This window comes from Rhizobium oryzicola, assembly GCF_030504645.1.
GTDB classification, from domain to species: domain Bacteria; phylum Pseudomonadota; class Alphaproteobacteria; order Rhizobiales; family Rhizobiaceae; genus Neorhizobium; species Neorhizobium oryzicola.
Genome location: NZ_JAUKWQ010000001.1, coordinates 1,298,083 through 1,313,170 on the forward strand (window position 1 = coordinate 1,298,083; position 15,088 = coordinate 1,313,170).

Consider the following 15,088-nt stretch of genomic DNA (forward strand, 5'->3'; position numbering starts at 1 on the left):
ATGGTAAGATCTGAAGCTCAGGGGCGTCTCCCCGGTAGCGCTCCTGTTTCCATCGTGGACATCGGCTCGAACTCCGTTCGCGTCGTGATCTATGAAGACCTGTCCCGTGCGCCAACAATCCTCTTCAACGAGAAGGTGCTCTGCGGCCTCGGCAAGGGCTTGGGCTCCAGCGGCCGCATGGACACCGAGGCCGTTGAGCGCGCGCTGCATGCGCTGCGTCGCTTCAAGGCGTTGTCGCGTCAGGCCCGCGCTACCAAGATGTTCGTGCTGGCGACTGCCGCCGCTCGCGAAGCCTCCAACGGACCGGAATTCATTGCCGCTGCCGAAGAGATCCTCGGCCAGCCTGTGCAGGTCCTGTCTGGTGAGGAAGAGGCGCGGTATTCGGCGCTCGGCGTCATCAGCGGCTTCCAGGAGGTTGATGGCATTGCCGGTGATCTCGGCGGCGGTTCGCTCGAACTGATCGATATCAGGAACGGCGTCTTCACGCCGGGCATTACCCTGCCGCTCGGCGGCCTGCGCCTGTCGGAAGCGTCAGGCAATTCGCTCTCCAAGGCACGCGCACTGGCCCGCCAGGAGGTGAAGTCCGCCAAGTTTCTGCAGGGCGGGGCGGGGCGCAGCTTCTATGCAGTGGGTGGCACTTGGCGCAATATTGCCAAGCTGCACATGGAAATCACGAATTACCCGCTGCACATGATGCAGGGCTATCAGCTGCAGCTGAACGAGATGCAGAACTTCCTGGAACAGGTGGTTCTGTCGAAGGATTCGAAAGATCCAGCCTGGCAGTCTGTCTCGAAAAGCCGCCGCGCGCTTCTGCCCTTCGGCGCCGTTGCCATGCAGGAAGTGTTGGCCGCCATGAAACCGGCGCGCGTTATCTTCTCGGCGCAAGGCGTGCGCGAGGGCTACCTCTATTCGCAACTGCCGCCGGACGAGCAGGAGAAAGACCCGCTTCTGCTGGCCGCCGACCAACTGGCCATCCTGCGTGCCCGCTCGCCTGAGCACGCGCGCGAACTCGCCGACTGGACCGGCCAGATGGTGCCTGCCTTCGGCATTGAGGAAACGGAAGAAGAAAACCGCTATCGCCGCGCCGCCTGTCTGTTGGCGGATATCAGCTGGCGCGCCCACCCGGATTATCGCGGGTTGCAGGCGCTGAACCTGATTGCGCATTCCTCGCTGGTGGGCATTACCCATCCGGGCCGCGCCTATCTGGCGCTTGCCAATTACTATCGCTTCGAAGGCCTGCATGATGATGGGGCCACAGGCCCGCTGTCGCAGATCGCAACGCCGCGCCTGCTGGGGCTGGCCAAGCTGCTGGGCGGCCTGCTGCGTGTGGTCTACCTTTTCTCGGCATCAATGCCCGGCGTGGTTGACCATCTCTATTTCCGCAAGGCGGAGCGAGGTGATCTCGACCTCGAATTCGTCGTGCCGCATGATTACGCGGACTTTGCTGGGGAACGTCTCGAAGGCCGCCTGCAACAGCTCGGCAAGCTCACGAACAAGCGCATTGCGTTTGTGTTTGAGTAAGGGGCGCCCGCGGCGCGTCTCTAACGACCGTTAACCAGGCAGCTTTCCTAAGCGCTTGGGTTTTGGTATATTGATCGCATGCCGACCGTCTTTCGCTTCGATGGTCTGCGCGTCGTCATCTATCCGAACGACCACAGACCCGCTCATGTTCATGTCAAAAGCGCTGTCGGCGAGGCGGTGTTCATTTTGCAATGCCCTGACGGCCCGCCCATCTTGCGGGAGAGTTTTGGCTGCAATCGCGCCGAACTCACCCGTATGGCGGGGAATGTTGCCAGCGTGCTGACAAAGCTTTGCGAGGACTGGAGTGCGATCCATGGAGCTTACTGAACAGGATCTTCAAGCAGCCGAGCAGCGCATGCAAAAGCTACGCTCGAATGGCTATGCCGTGTCCGCACGGTATGACCGCCGGTCTGGCCGGGTGATCATCGAACTCAACACTGGCGTCCAAATTGCATTTCCGGCGGAGCTTGCAGAGGGTTTGGAAAACGCTGGGCTAGAAGATCTTGCGGAGATTGAAATCAGTCCAGCCGGGCTTGGTCTTCATTGGCCGAAGCTAGACGCTGATGTCTACATTCCAGCCATTCTGCAGGGCGTCTTCGGCAGCAAGACATGGATGGCTGCTCGGCTAGGTTCAAGCGGTGGCAAGGTTCGAACTGAGGCGAAGGCGATCGCTGCGCGAGAAAACGGTCGCAAGGGAGGCAGGCCCCGAAAGACGGCGACTGGCAGCTGAGACCGGCTGGCGAGCTTGAAGATGTCTGTCTCTTCCCTTATGTTACATGTAACGTAGTAGGGAGGGCATCATGCCGGCACCGATCAACCAGAGGGTTCAGAAGCATCGGGATGCGATGCGCGCTGCGGGCTTGCGACCAGTTCAGATCTGGGTGCCCGATACACGCCAGCCTGGCTTTGCTGCGGAGTGCCGCCGTCAGGCACGTCTCGTTGCTTTAGCGGATGCCTCCGATCCTGATCTCGATGCTTTCATGGATGCCGCTCTTGCAGATATGGGCGGCGAGGGCGACGCGTGAGGCGCGGGGATCTTGTGACGGTCGCCATGCCGGGGGATTTTGGTAAACCCCCTCCTGCATTGATCATTCAAGCCGACCAGTTTGAAGAAACCGGCACCGTCACGGTACTGTTGGTGTCAAGCACTCTTGTGGATGCGCCGCTCTTGAGGCCAATGGTCCATCCAACCCCTGCCAATGGGCTGCGAATGCCTTCTCAGGTCATGGTCGATAAGGTCATGTCGGTGAAGCGCGACAAGCTTGGTCCGGCGTTCGGTCGCCTGGAGGATGAAGCCATGCTCTCCGTCACACGATCTCTTGCGGTCTTTCTCGGTCTTGCCTGATGATGGCTGCTCTTGAAGGGCCGCCGTCGATAGCTGAGGGAAGCGCCCGGCATTGCTGCCGGACGCTCTGTTGTTCCTGCGGTAATGCGGCTCACTTCGCCTTCAGGAAATCACCCACCTCAAGCAGAACGAATTCGTTATCGTCTGGCTTGTCGATGAAGCGGCCGATGGAGAAGGGCAGGTTGTTGTCGTTGCCGACGATGATATGCGTGGCATCGACCACATCGACATTCTCGATGGTCACGAACGGCATGGTGTAGATGCCATCCTTTGTGCCCTGCTTGGCTTTCTTGTCCGGATCGGCAATGTTCATCAGGTCGATGTAGCCGATCTTGCGCACTGCCTTGCCGACATTGGCATCGGTCATTTCGATCTTGTAGACGCGCTTGTGCTTGGCGGGCTTTTCAAAGCAATCCACTTGCGGCTTGGCAGGGTCAGCGCAGGCCTTGTCGGCTGTGCCTTCGCCGCCATCGCGCTCCAGAACGAGCGCGGTCGTGCCGTCGATCATGTTGAAGTCACCGATATTGGTGCCGCCAGCGGAGAGCGGATAGAGCCAGCTGCGGCCTGTCCAGCCTTTGCCCGCCGTATCGAATTCGATGACCCGCAGTGCGTTCTGGCCTTCCACCTGCTCGAACTTGCCGTCGCCGAGATAGAGCGGGCCTTCCAGCAGGGCGTAGAGGCGTGAGCCATCCGGAGACATGGCCAGACCTTCAAAGCCGTTGGAGCGACGCAGGTTGAAAGCAGGCATTGGCTTAGACGGATCGGAGGGCAGGGTGAGCGTCGGGTGATCCGGCGACATCACGGTTTTGCCCTCGACCGTGGTCGAATAGACGGCAACCAGCTCACCGCGCAGGTTGACCTTGAGCAGATAGGGGCCAAACTCCTCGCCGATCCAGTAGCCATCGGCCACCGGCTGGATGGATTCGATGTCGAAGTCGGAGCCGGTCAGGTAGCGCTTGTCAGTGCCTTCCATGACGATCGGGAAGGGTACAACTTTGTTCGGGTCGGACAGGAACACGGTCTCGATGCGGTCGACCTTGTTGTTGGCCCAGTCCATCTTCAGGTGATGCAGCATCAGCATGGCATCGACGGAATTCAGCTTGGAGCCGAAGCCGTTGTCGGACAGGCTCCAGAAAGACCCATCCGGCATGGTCTTGATGCCGGAAAAACCCTGCACGGCCTGGCCGTTGAAGGGCATGGAAAGGCCGGTGGGGTGGATGCCGTCCATGCCGGGCACGGTGCCGATGCCGTTTGCGCGCTTGCGGTCAGGCGTGGTAAACTTGGCGGCGGTCTTCAGCGCGTCGGGCGCATCATCCGGTGCCGGAATGATGGTGTTTGCTGGCAGGATGGCCTGGGCCGAGAGCTTTGCCGGGAAAGCCTTTTCCTCGGCCTTGGCGCCGATGGTCAGCGCCAGGACGGCTGCGGACGCGAGCAGGATCGTTTTCATCATATATCCCCCGATGATGGATTGGAACGGGGGCAGGATTAGGGATGCTGAATGTCGCTCGCATTGCGAGCAGATGAAGATTTGGTGACGCTTCAGGATAATCTGCTCAACGCGCGCCAGCGTCCGGGGGAGATTCCGTAAGCGGCGCGGAAATGGCGGGTAAAGTGCGCCTGATCGGCAAAGCCTGCAGCAAAGGCCGCATCGGCTAGAGAAATTTCGGCTCGGCACAGGTGTTTACGGGCAAGCTCCAGCCTGCGCATGATCTGGAAGCGATGCGGGCTGGTGCCCATGCGACGACGAAACTGGCGCGCCAGCGTATAGCGATCAAAGCCGGTCAGCCGTTCCAGCGTCACGGATGAGACAGTTTCAGTGGCGTGGGCGCGCAGGTAATCCGCTGCCATCGCAATCGCCCGCTCGTCGTTCAAGAATTTCGGCGTTCGATCCTGCGCATGGCGGGAAAGCCCGGCGGCGATGCGCATCAGGATATCGTCAAGCTGCAGATCCTCCGGTTCGCTTGCGAGGTTGTGCAGGGCTTCCGCCAGTGCGGCAGCCAGCATGGCATCCTCGATCACCGGCCGGCTCACAAAGGGCAGGGTGTTCGCTTGCGGCAAGGCTGCTGCGATCAAGTCCGGCGGCACGTATAGCATCCGGTAGACCAGACCGTCTTCCGTTCCCGCTGCACCGTCATGCACCTCGTCCGGATGCAGCACGATGATGTTGCCCGGCTGGCTGAAGCGGCGCTCGCCGCGATAGGCAAAGGTCTGCACACCGGAAAGGGTCAGCCCCAGTCCATAGGTATCGTGCCGATGCGGGGAAAACATATCGCCGCGAAAGGCGGCTTCGATCCGCTCGATATTGCGGATGCTGGGGCCGCTGAGGAAGCGCCCTCCCGGTCTGCACAAACCTTCAAGACTATCGCCGTCATCTAGAGCTATCGGGCTGAAAGGCATTGTATTTGCGGAGTTTCCTATGGCTGAGCCCATCACCTTCGACACCAAGTTCGTCATCATCCTGAGAGATGATATTGCCGTCTGGCAGAAGCTGAATGTTACCGCCTTTCTAACCAGCGGCATAGTCGGCGCGACGCCGGGATTGATGGGCGAACCCTATCGCGATGCGGCGGGCAATGTCTTCCATCCGCTCTGCATCCAGCCCATCGTGGTGCTGGCGACCGATCAGGCAGGTCTGCAGACCATCCACAGGCGCGCACTGGAGCGTGGGGTGCAGACCTCGGCCTATGTGGAGGAGATGTTCTCCACCGGCCACGACGCCGCCAATCGCGAGGTGTTTGCACAGTTCTCGCCCGAAAATGCCAAGTTTGTCGGTCTGGCGCTGAGGACCGACAGGAAGATCGCCGACAAGATCACCAAAGGTGCGAAGATGCATCCATAACAGGAATGCCGTACGACGGGTTTCGTCGTGCGGCATTCGGATAAAGTCTTTAATCCGGCGTTCAGGCGCTGGCGCGCATGGCGTAGCGTGCCGTTTCAGCCATTCGGCCGACATGATCGTTCTCGACCTGGAACTTAGCAATCATCGCCTTGAGCTGATGAACTTCGTTCAAGAGCGTGACGCCGGCGGCACTCGATTCTTCCACCATGGCCGCATTCTGCTGCGTCACCTGATCAAGGCTGTTGATTGCGACGTTGATCTCCGCGAGGCCCGTGGCCTGTTCGCGGGCAGCTGCTGCAATCGACTGCATCTGGTCGTTGATGGCGAAGACGCAGGTCTCGATCGCGTTCAGCGCCGTTCCCGTATCGTTGACCAGTTGGACACCGCTCTGGACATTTGTCAGCGACGCCTCGATCAGGCCTTTGATTTCGCGCGCTGCCTTGGCCGAACGCTGTGCAAGTTCGCGCACTTCCTGGGCCACAACGGCAAAGCCCTTGCCCGCTTCACCGGCGCGGGCGGCTTCCACGCCTGCGTTCAGGGCGAGCAGGTTTGTCTGGAAGGCGATCTCATCGATGACGCCAATGATATTGGAGATCTCGTTCGAGGACGAAGAGATCTTGTTGATCGCCTCGATCGCGTTCGACACCACGGTACCGGCGTCCTTGGCATTGCTGTTCGCTTTGGCGGCCATCTGCGTCGCGTCGTCAACCCGGCTTATGGCGGCTGCTACATTGGCCGTGATCTCTTCCAATGCGGCGGCAGTCTGTTCCAAGGCTGCTGCCTGACGCTCCGTGCGCTTTGACAGGTCTTCCGTTCCACGGCTGATTTCCTGCGTGCCGTGGCTGATGGATTCCGATGCGTTCGTCACGGTCATGATAGTGCTGCGCAGCTGGACGACCGTCGTGTTGAAATTGGCGCGCAGGCTTTCGAAGTCTGGCGCGAAAGGTTCCGTGAGTTCGATATTGAGCTGGCCGTCAGCGAGCTTTGCAAGACCGGCGGCGAGACCATTCGTGGCTTGCGCCATGGCTTCGGCGCGCTGGCGTTCGCGCGCCGCATTGCGGCTTCGCTCTTCGTCCGTCAGGTTGCGCTGCTGCTCGGCTTCGCTTTCCAGCGTAAGGGCCTTGATGCCGTTCTGCCGGAAGACTTCCACAGCGCGAGCCATGGCACCGATCTCATCCCGCCGCCCGGTTTCCGGCACCGTCACATTGAAATTGCCGGTGACGAGAACTTCCATGGTGGAGGTAATGCGTGTGATGAGCCGCGCAATGCCGACGCTGATGACCAGGGCGATCAGCAGGCCAAGCGCGATCGACACCGCCGCGGAGATACCCCCGGACAGCAGCACGCTATCGACCATGGACATGGTCTCCTGCTCTTCCTTGGTACGAACATCGACGAATTGCTTGTTCAGCGTGACGGCCTGGTCGCCTATGGCAGCGCCGATCTTCGTCAAGGCCGCGACTGCTGCCTGTCCGTTTTTCGTGGTCTCCTGGAGGCTCTTGAGCGACTTGTCGAAGACACCGATCGGAGCATCGAGAGCAGCGATCGTCGCTTTAGCCCAGGTGTCCCCGGCAGGAATCTGCTTCAACGTAGCCAGTTCCGCATGCAGATAGGCTAGTTCGTTTGCAGCCTGCTCCGCATCCCCACCGCCGCCACGCAGGGCATAGCGAGAGGCAAAGTTCGTATAGGCCTGTGCGTTCTGCAACAGGCGCACCGGCACGGTCACATCGAAATTGTCCCGTTTCGCACCTTCATCCACGAGCGCCGTCAAGATGTTGCGCAGCCGGGAATTCGCAGCGCCCAGGGCACCATAGGCATTCTGCTTTTCCTTGTTCTGGGCAACCAGCTGCCCAAAGGCTGCCTGAAACTCCGTCAAGCTTGCAGCAACCGCGTCGGCTTGAGAGGAAAGGACCGCCTTCAGCTTGTCCATGTTTTTCACAGCTTGCTTTTGTGCATTCAGAGCAGCCACCTGCTCGGGCGCATTGGGCGAGCCGATATAGAGTGTTGCGGTACGACGAACTTCCGCGATGTCCCTCTCAAAGCCCGCCAGTGTTTCGGAGGCATTCGCCGCCGCCACCAACTCCGCCACGTTTGCGCGAACCATGCGCAGCCGCATGTCGTAGAGCAGGGAGATGGATGCGAGAAGCAGGACCAGCGTTCCAAAGCCGATGACGATACGAGCGCGCACACTCAGATGCGAGATGACCCTAAGCAGCATGTTCATGATCAACCCTTGTAGCGCTCGATTGCAGAGAGTGTGTCCTTGCCGAACAGTGTCTCGAACTTGTCGCGGACCTTGCTCATGGCAGACGTGAAGGCTGCACGGTCTACGTCGGTGACGACAGTCATGCCGCGACGCGCCAGTTCCTCGATGTCAGCCTTTTGCCCCTGGTCGTTGAAGGCACGCGAAAGCGGCGCAGCCTTCACGGCGCATTGCCGCAGCAGTTCCTGCTCTTCGGGACTGAACGTCTTGTAAACACGCTCGCTGATCATGATCATCGCGGCCGAATAGCAGTGGCCGGTCAAACTCAGATACTTCTGCACCTTGTCGAAGTTTGAAGCTCGAATAGTGGCGACGGGATTTTCCTGTGCCTTGAAGGTCCCGTCCGCAAGCGCCGCATAGAGCTCCACGAACGAATAGGGTTGCGCATCGGCGCCGAGGGCCTGGAAGCCGGCCACCATCACCTCCGATTGCGGTACGCGGATCTTGACGCCCTGGAGGTCCGCCGGGGTCCGAACCGGCTTGTCCATCGAGGAAATCTGTCTCAGGCCGTTTTCCGCCCAGGCAAGGCCGACAACGCCCGTTCCTTTCATCGCGGTCAGCGCTTCCGCGCCGATTGGACCGTCAAGGGTGGCGCGCGCATGGTTGAGATCACGGAAGAGGAAGGGGATGTCGAAGACACCCAGCTTTGGTGCAATCGTCGGCGCTGCGAAGCCGGCACTGCTGGCCACCGCGAGATCAAGCGTCCCGGCCTGAAGATCCTCTGTGATTTCTCGTTCTCCACCGAGTGCGCCGCTGGAATAGAGATCGATCCGCACCTGGCCTTTGCTCGCCTCCGCGAAGGATTTGGCGAGCGCCTTTGCCGATTCTCCCATCTGCGACGTCAGCGCTCCGGTGAAGGCAATACGCAGAACCCGGGGCGGTGCCGTAACGGCCGCATGGCTTCGTCCTGTAAAGCTTGTAACAAAGCTAAGTGTACCAGCTGCAAGTAAAGTTCTACGATTCAATCCGCGAATATTGCTCATGATGTTTGTACCGTCATTCGAGCATCCTCAAAAAGCATGTTTCAGGACCACGCAATTGCCTCCCGCAAGTCGTGAAAGCATGCAAAGCAGTAATCAGATTTTGAATCGGACGTCTTAAATAAGGATTAAGTGGTATAGGGGAATGAGGCGTAATAAAAAATATGATAATATATGAATATGGAGCAAGAATTTACGCGGATAAATCCGAGTGTGTGGCTATTATTGTGTGCCGCAGGAATTTACTGGGTAATCAATGCTAGCAAGGCGAAGCTCGCGAGCCAGTGTTCGCCCATGTAATCGCCTGCCACATGCGGCAGTGCAGTGGCCAGATGATCCTCTGCCGCCGCCTTCAGGACGGCACAATGCGGGTCATTCGAGGGAAGGGCGGAGGCCAGGGACCTGAAGCACCAGGCGCGACTGAGGTTCAGGCCGTCCAGATGGGCGATCTTGCCATCGGAGCGATCGGACACCGTGGCGGGGCAAAACAGCGTTGCCGGCTGCTGAGCGCCAATCGCCGGCAGGAAGCGATCGAACCAGGGCTGAAAACGATCAGCCGGCATCAGGCGGCGCATGCACTCTGCCTCGATCAGCGTGGAGGAAAGGAATTCGTCGCTGGAAGGTTCGCCCCAGGCGGGGCAGTTCTCATCAGCACCGTACCAGCGGTCTGCGGTCTCGATCAGCAGATCCATCAGCGCCGCATCGGTCGCGATCTCCGCATAATCCGCCGAGAGCCTCAGCGCAAAGGCCGTGTTGAAATGCGTGCCAACACGCACCGGATAAGTGGCAATGGGCAGGAAGGCCATGAAGCGGTCGCGGATCACATCGGTCAGCGGCTGCAGGATCGAGGCCCGACGGCCATGCTCCAGTTGGTGCAGTTCCGCCGAAAGCTTCAGCAGCCAGCCCCAGCCATAGGGCCGTTCATAGCCGCGCGAAAGCGGCCTTGCAAAATAGGCGCATTCGTCGGCGACCTTCTCCGGCGTCAGTTGTGCATCGAACAGCGTGCGGATGTTTGCTGCATGTTCGCCGTCAGGAAATCGATTCAGGATCGCCGCCAGCAGCCAATAGCCATGCACGCAGGAATGCCAGTCGAAGCTGCCGTAGAATATCGGATGCAATTGCGAAGGAGTGCCAAGATCCTGTGGCCCCTCAAAACCATGCGCAAGGTGGTTGGGGTATTCTCGAGTCACATGCCCCAGCGCAATGGCCGCAAAACGATCGGCCAGATCGGCGCTGAGGCCAAGGGCGCTCACCCCTCAAGCTCCACGGCTTCCACCTTCTTGTCGACAAAGCGCAGCGCGACCGAGCCGGAAATCAGCTTCAGGGCCGCATCACCGAACAGTTCGCGGCGCCAGCCATGCAGAGCGGCAACCTCGGCCTTATCGCCCTCGACGGCAATCTTGTCGAGATCGTCCGAATTGGCGATCACCTTGGCGGCGACGCCATGCTTTTCCGAGGTGAGGCGCAGCAGCACCTTCAACAGTTCCACAGCGGCCTGGGCGCCTTCCGGTGTATGAACATGCTTCGGTGCATGTGGCATCTCGGTCTTCGGCAGAGCAAGCGCTGCGTTGACGGACTCGATGATGGCGCTGCCGGAAGACGACCGCTCCCAGCCCTTGGGGATTGTCCGCAGGCGTCCCAGCGCTTCCGTGTCCTTCGGCTGCTGCTGGGCGATTTCGTAAATCGCATCGTCCTTCAGCACGCGCGAACGCGGCACATTGCGGCCGCGCGCTTCCCGCTCGCGCCAGGCGGCGACGAATTTCAGAACGGCGAGTTCCTGCGGCTTGCGCAGGCGCGACTTCAACCTGAGCCAGGCATCGTCGGGATGCATGTCATAGGTTTCCGGCGATTCCAGGATCGCCATTTCCTCGGACACCCAGGTGGCGCGGCCTTCCTGTTCCAGCTTTTCCTTGAGGCTCAAATAGACGTCGCGCAGATGGGTGACATCAGCCAGCGCATATTCCAGCTGCTTTTCGGTCAGCGGGCGGCGGCTCCAGTCGGTAAAGCGGGAGGATTTGTCGATCTGCACATTCTTGGTGCGCTGCACGAGCTGGTCATAGGAAACCGAGTCGCCGAAGCCGCAGACCATGGCCGCAACCTGCGTATCGAAGATCGGGTGCGGGATAAGCTTGCCGAGATGATAGATGATTTCCAGATCCTGCCGCGCCGCGTGGAAGACCTTCACCACATTGGTGTCGGCCATCAGCTCGAAGAAGGGTTTCAGGTCGAGGCCCTTGGCGAGCGGGTCGACGATCACTTCGAGGTCGGGGCTCGCCATCTGGATCAGGCACAGTTCGGGCCAGAAGGTCGTCTCGCGCAGGAATTCCGTATCGACAGTCACGAATTCGGATTTTGCGAGGGTGCGGCAGGCATCCGCAAGGGCGGCGGTGGTCTCAATCATCAGATCTGATCATCAGCAAAAATAAGCGATCCACCTTCCTTTCCCTTTCGACCGGGGTTGTCAACATGAAGAGCGCCGATGGAGGGTGTCTGCCGCAATTTCTTCACGATCGTGTGCGCGCCAGCACGGATACGCCTCATATCACCCGCACAAAGCTCGTCATGCCCGTCTTCTGGTGCTCGATGATATGGCAATGAAGCACCCAGTCGCCAACATTATCCGCGACCAACGCCAGCTGCACCTTCTCATCCGGCAGCACCAGATAGGTATCGGTGATCAGCGGCTGCACGGCCCGCGCATTGGATGAGATGACCTTGAAGTTCATGCCATGCAGATGGATGGGGTGGGCGTGCGGCGTGTTGTTTTCCAGGTTGAAGACATAGCTCTTGCCGAGCTTCATCTCGACGAGCGGCGCCATCGGATCCGGTGTGTCGCCATCCCAGGCGACGCGATTGATCGCCCAGAAGGTGTAGCCGAGCGTGCCGCAGATGGATTGGGTCGGGGCGTTTTCTGCGGTAGCGCTCAGGATCAGCGGAACGCGCTCGACACTCTTGAGGTCCGGCTCCTGCCAGGGGTTGGGGGTGAGCGGCGTCACGTCGCCCAGCGTGCGCTTCAGCGATGTGCCAACCGATCGGAAATTGGCAACCGTCTTGGCGGAGGAGGGGCGCACATCGATCAGCCGCGCCGTTTTCCCCTCGCTGTCCGGCATCCTGAGCGCCAGATCCAGCCGTTGGCCGGGGCCGATCGTAATCGTCTCCAGGCGGTCGATTTTCGGTACGGGATGTCCGTCCAGCGCGACTACCAGTGCCTCGGCACCATCAAGCTTCAGGGCATAGATGCGCGTCACGTCGGTCGCTGCCAGTCGAACACGCACAAGCCCGCCGGTTGGCGCATCGAAGCTCGGCTCCACCCGCCAGTTAGCGCCGCGCACGGTGCCGTTGGTGCCGGCCTTGGCCGTGTCGCGTGGCCTGAACTGTTCGATGAACTGGCCATCACTGCCAAGCCGCCAGTCGCGCAGGTTGATGGTGATCTCCGCGTCGAACTGTGGGTCTTTTGGGTCTTCCACAATGAGGAGCCCGGTCATGCCGCGCCCGATTTGCGTCAGCGTGTTGCAATGGGGGTGATACCAGAAGGTGCCGGCATCCGGCGGCGTAAAGGCGTAGTCGAAGCTGTCGCCCTTATAGAGATAGGGCTGGGTCAGGAAGGGCACGCCGTCCATGCGGTTCGGCACCCGTAAGCCATGCCAATGCACGGTGGTTGGTTCGTCCAGCCGATTGGTGAACCTTGCCACAAAAGGCTCCCCACGCCGGAGGCGTAACACCGGCGGGATGTTGGCGGATGGCGCATCAGCTTTCGCATAGGTCATCATGCCCTTGGTGACATGCGTGCCATCCAGGATTGCCTCGGTCCCCTTCGCCTCCAGCAGCAGCGGAGCAGGGGACGATGCAACGCCGAAGCGGCTGGCAAGCGCGATGCCGGCACCATAGGCACCCACGCCGACGCCAGCCTTCAAAAGGTTGCGGCGAGAGAGAAGAGGCATCGGGATACTCCGGATATTCAGCTGTAGCTGGGGAGCTCGGGTTTAAACTTGATAACAATAATCAGCAATATCCGTTTCCGCGCAATTGTGACGCAGTCTCACCTCATAAGGGAACTGACGTGCCGATGAATAGCGCCGTTGGCACGGTCGCGCCTTGACAAATCGGGCGTGCCATGCGCTTTTCCGCCCGATTTTCCCCTGCCGGCCGGGCCTCGTTGCCGTGCGCCGGCACAAGTGATTCCAGGATCTTGAAAATGCACCGTTACCGCAGCCACACATGTGCAGCCCTTCGCAAGTCGGATGTGGGCGAAACCGTTCGCCTCTCCGGCTGGGTCCATCGCGTCCGCGACCATGGCGGCGTTCTCTTCGTCGACCTGCGCGACCATTATGGCATCACACAGGTCGTGGCCGATCCGGATAGCCCGGCCTTCAAGACGGCTGAAGTCGTTCGTGGCGAATGGGTCATCCGCATCGATGGCCTCGTCAAGGCGCGTACGGAAGAGACCATCAACAAGAACATGCCGACCGGCGAGATCGAACTCTACGCCAAGGAGATCGAAGTTCTCTCGGCTGCCAAGGAACTGCCGCTGCCGGTCTTCGGCGAGCCGGACTATCCGGAAGACGTGCGCCTGAAGTACCGCTTCCTCGATCTTCGTCGCGAAACGCTGCACAAGAACATCGTCAAGCGCACGCAGATCATTGCCTCCATGCGTGCTGGCATGACCGGTGCCGGCTTTGCCGAATATTCGACGCCGATCCTCACGGCCTCCTCGCCGGAAGGCGCGCGCGACTTCCTCGTTCCGAGCCGCATCCATCCCGGTCAGTTCTTTGCGCTGCCGCAGGCGCCGCAGCAGTACAAGCAGCTCTTGATGGTCGCCGGTTTCGACCGCTACTTCCAGATCGCGCCGTGCTTCCGTGACGAAGACCCGCGCGCCGACCGCCTGCCGGGCGAGTTCTATCAGCTCGACGTCGAAATGAGCTTCGTCACCCAGGAAGATGTCTGGGGCACGATGGAGCCGATGATGACGAAGGTCTTCGAGCAGTTTGCCGAAGGCAAGCCGGTGACCCAAAACTGGCCGCGTATTCCTTACGACGAGGCGATCCGCAAGTACGGCTCCGACAAGCCTGATCTGCGCAACCCGATCGAGATGCAGAACGTCACCGAACATTTCGATGGTTCGGGATTCAAGGTCTTCGCGAACATGATTGCGTCGAACCCGAAAGTTCAGGTCTGGGCGATCCCGGCCAAGACCGGCGGCTCCCGTGCTTTCTGCGACCGCATGAACGCCTGGGCGCAGAGCCAGGGTCAGCCGGGCCTCGGCTACATCTTCTGGAAGGAAGAAGACGGCAAGATCGGTGGTTCCGGCCCGCTCGCCAAGAACATTGGCGAAGAGCGCACGGAAGCCGTTCGCACGCAGCTTGGCCTTGAGGCGGGCGACGCCTGCTTCTTCGTGGCGGGCGAACCGTCCAAGTTCTACAAGTTTGCGGGTGAAGCCCGCACCCGCGTCGGTGAGGACCTGAACCTCGTTGATCGTGACCGCTTCGAGCTTTGCTGGATCGTCGATTTCCCCTTCTTCGAGTACAACGAAGAGGACAAGAAGATCGATTTTGCCCACAACCCGTTCTCCATGCCGCAGGGTGGTCTGGAAGCGCTGGAGAGCCACGACCCGCTCACCATCAAGGCCTTCCAGTATGACGCCGTCTGCAACGGCTTTGAGATCGCCTCGGGCTCCATCCGTAACCAGTCGCCGGAGCTGATGGTCAAGGCGTTCGAATTGGTCGGGCTGTCGAAGGCGGATGTTGAAGAACGCTTCGGCGGCATGTACCGCGCGTTCCAGTATGGCGCGCCTCCGCATGGCGGCTGCGCCTTCGGTATCGACCGTATCGTCATGCTGCTCGTCGGCGCCAAGAACCTGCGCGAAATCACGCTGTTCCCGATGAACCAGCAGGCACAGGACCTCCTGATGAACGCGCCTGCCCCGGCCATGCCGAAGCAGCTGATGGAACTCTCCCTGCGCGTGATCCCGCCGCAGAAAAAGGACTGATCGGCGATCAGCCTGTTCCGAAATTTAAAGCCGCTGTCGGGCTCCGACGGCGGCTTTTTTACGTCGAGTGCTGCCAGAGCAGATTTCGCTGTGAATGGACGGAAGGAACCGAATCCGCAGGCGGGCATTGTCTCCCCAGAATTGAACCTAAGGA

The 15,088-nt window shown here is 60.2% G+C and carries 14 protein-coding genes; 7 read left to right on the forward strand and 7 right to left on the reverse strand.

All coding sequences use genetic code 11. From position 1 onward, the window contains the following. The 5 genes from ppx to Q2T52_RS06480 all read left to right on the forward strand — a co-directional run bounded on the left by ppx (position 1) and on the right by Q2T52_RS06480 (position 2,866). Entirely contained in the window at positions 1-1,521 is a 1,521-nt protein-coding gene (gene ppx / locus Q2T52_RS06460; protein WP_302075827.1) for an exopolyphosphatase, read from the forward strand. A gap of 78 nt (positions 1,522-1,599) precedes the next feature. Next, positions 1,600-1,848, forward strand: a complete 249-nt coding sequence (locus Q2T52_RS06465) for a DUF4160 domain-containing protein (protein ID WP_302075828.1) — start codon at positions 1,600-1,602, stop codon at positions 1,846-1,848. Next, complete coding sequence (locus tag Q2T52_RS06470; RefSeq protein ID WP_302075829.1) at positions 1,835-2,251, forward strand: DUF2442 domain-containing protein; 417 nt, start codon at positions 1,835-1,837, stop codon at positions 2,249-2,251. Before Q2T52_RS06465 ends, Q2T52_RS06470 begins: the two co-directional genes overlap by 14 nt. A 70-nt stretch (positions 2,252-2,321) precedes the next feature. Continuing rightward, positions 2,322-2,546 (forward strand): antitoxin MazE family protein, encoded by a 225-nt coding sequence (locus Q2T52_RS06475; protein ID WP_302075830.1) that lies wholly within the window; start codon positions 2,322-2,324, stop codon positions 2,544-2,546. After that, entirely contained in the window at positions 2,543-2,866 is a 324-nt protein-coding gene (locus tag Q2T52_RS06480) for a type II toxin-antitoxin system PemK/MazF family toxin (RefSeq protein ID WP_302075831.1), read from the forward strand. Before Q2T52_RS06475 ends, Q2T52_RS06480 begins: the two co-directional genes overlap by 4 nt. 91 nt (positions 2,867-2,957) lie before the next feature. Here Q2T52_RS06480 and Q2T52_RS06485 read toward each other — a convergent pair whose 3' ends face one another. Both Q2T52_RS06485 and Q2T52_RS06490 read right to left on the reverse strand, forming a co-directional pair. After that, the gene (locus Q2T52_RS06485) at positions 2,958-4,313 is read right to left on the reverse strand and encodes an esterase-like activity of phytase family protein (protein ID WP_302075832.1); all 1,356 of its coding nucleotides are present in this window, start codon (positions 4,311-4,313) and stop codon (positions 2,958-2,960) included. A gap of 92 nt (positions 4,314-4,405) precedes the next feature. Then, positions 4,406-5,263, reverse strand: coding sequence for an AraC family transcriptional regulator (locus Q2T52_RS06490; RefSeq protein WP_302075833.1), 858 nt, complete (start codon positions 5,261-5,263; stop codon positions 4,406-4,408). Positions 5,264-5,282: 19 nt separating this feature from the next. Between Q2T52_RS06490 and Q2T52_RS06495 the strand changes: the two genes are divergently transcribed. Then, entirely contained in the window at positions 5,283-5,705 is a 423-nt protein-coding gene (locus Q2T52_RS06495) for a DUF2000 family protein (protein WP_302075834.1), read from the forward strand. Positions 5,706-5,766: 61 nt separating this feature from the next. On the opposite strand, the gene Q2T52_RS06500 is transcribed toward Q2T52_RS06495, so the two are convergent. The 5 genes from Q2T52_RS06500 to Q2T52_RS06520 all read right to left on the reverse strand — a co-directional run bounded on the left by Q2T52_RS06500 (position 5,767) and on the right by Q2T52_RS06520 (position 12,889). Beyond that, positions 5,767-7,929, reverse strand: coding sequence for a methyl-accepting chemotaxis protein (locus Q2T52_RS06500; protein WP_302075835.1), 2,163 nt, complete (start codon positions 7,927-7,929; stop codon positions 5,767-5,769). Between the two features lie 2 nt (positions 7,930-7,931). Next, positions 7,932-8,951, reverse strand: coding sequence for a DctP family TRAP transporter solute-binding subunit (locus Q2T52_RS06505; protein WP_302075836.1), 1,020 nt, complete (start codon positions 8,949-8,951; stop codon positions 7,932-7,934). 239 nt (positions 8,952-9,190) lie between these two features. After that, positions 9,191-10,201: a DUF2891 domain-containing protein gene (locus Q2T52_RS06510; protein WP_302075837.1), complete on the reverse strand. Its 1,011-nt coding sequence runs from the start codon at positions 10,199-10,201 to the stop codon at positions 9,191-9,193. Further along, entirely contained in the window at positions 10,198-11,349 is a 1,152-nt protein-coding gene (gene rnd, locus Q2T52_RS06515; RefSeq protein ID WP_302075838.1) for a ribonuclease D, read from the reverse strand. Before rnd ends, Q2T52_RS06510 begins: the two co-directional genes overlap by 4 nt. Before the next feature lie 136 nt (positions 11,350-11,485). Next, complete coding sequence (locus tag Q2T52_RS06520) at positions 11,486-12,889, reverse strand: multicopper oxidase family protein (protein WP_302075839.1); 1,404 nt, start codon at positions 12,887-12,889, stop codon at positions 11,486-11,488. Positions 12,890-13,143: 254 nt separating this feature from the next. Here Q2T52_RS06520 and aspS point away from each other — a divergent pair, with 254 nt between their 5' ends. Then, positions 13,144-14,934 carry an aspartate--tRNA ligase gene (gene aspS, locus Q2T52_RS06525; RefSeq protein WP_302075840.1) on the forward strand — a complete coding sequence of 597 codons (1,791 nt, stop codon included), beginning with the start codon at positions 13,144-13,146 and terminating at the stop codon, positions 14,932-14,934. The last annotated feature ends 154 nt before the right edge of the window (positions 14,935-15,088 follow it).

Coding starts and splice junctions, on each gene's coding strand:
- ppx (WP_302075827.1), top strand. CDS start 1: ATGGTAAGATCTGAAGCTCAGGGGCGTCTCCCCGGTAGCGCTCCTGTT.
- Q2T52_RS06465 (WP_302075828.1), top strand. CDS start 1,600: ATGCCGACCGTCTTTCGCTTCGATGGTCTGCGCGTCGTCATCTATCCG.
- Q2T52_RS06470 (WP_302075829.1), top strand. CDS start 1,835: ATGGAGCTTACTGAACAGGATCTTCAAGCAGCCGAGCAGCGCATGCAA.
- Q2T52_RS06475 (WP_302075830.1), top strand. CDS start 2,322: ATGCCGGCACCGATCAACCAGAGGGTTCAGAAGCATCGGGATGCGATG.
- Q2T52_RS06485 (WP_302075832.1), bottom strand. CDS start 4,313: ATGAAAACGATCCTGCTCGCGTCCGCAGCCGTCCTGGCGCTGACCATC.
- Q2T52_RS06490 (WP_302075833.1), bottom strand. CDS start 5,263: ATGCCTTTCAGCCCGATAGCTCTAGATGACGGCGATAGTCTTGAAGGT.
- Q2T52_RS06495 (WP_302075834.1), top strand. CDS start 5,283: ATGGCTGAGCCCATCACCTTCGACACCAAGTTCGTCATCATCCTGAGA.
- Q2T52_RS06500 (WP_302075835.1), bottom strand. CDS start 7,929: ATGAACATGCTGCTTAGGGTCATCTCGCATCTGAGTGTGCGCGCTCGT.
- Q2T52_RS06505 (WP_302075836.1), bottom strand. CDS start 8,951: ATGAGCAATATTCGCGGATTGAATCGTAGAACTTTACTTGCAGCTGGT.
- rnd (WP_302075838.1), bottom strand. CDS start 11,349: ATGATTGAGACCACCGCCGCCCTTGCGGATGCCTGCCGCACCCTCGCA.
- Q2T52_RS06520 (WP_302075839.1), bottom strand. CDS start 12,889: ATGCCTCTTCTCTCTCGCCGCAACCTTTTGAAGGCTGGCGTCGGCGTG.
- aspS (WP_302075840.1), top strand. CDS start 13,144: ATGCACCGTTACCGCAGCCACACATGTGCAGCCCTTCGCAAGTCGGAT.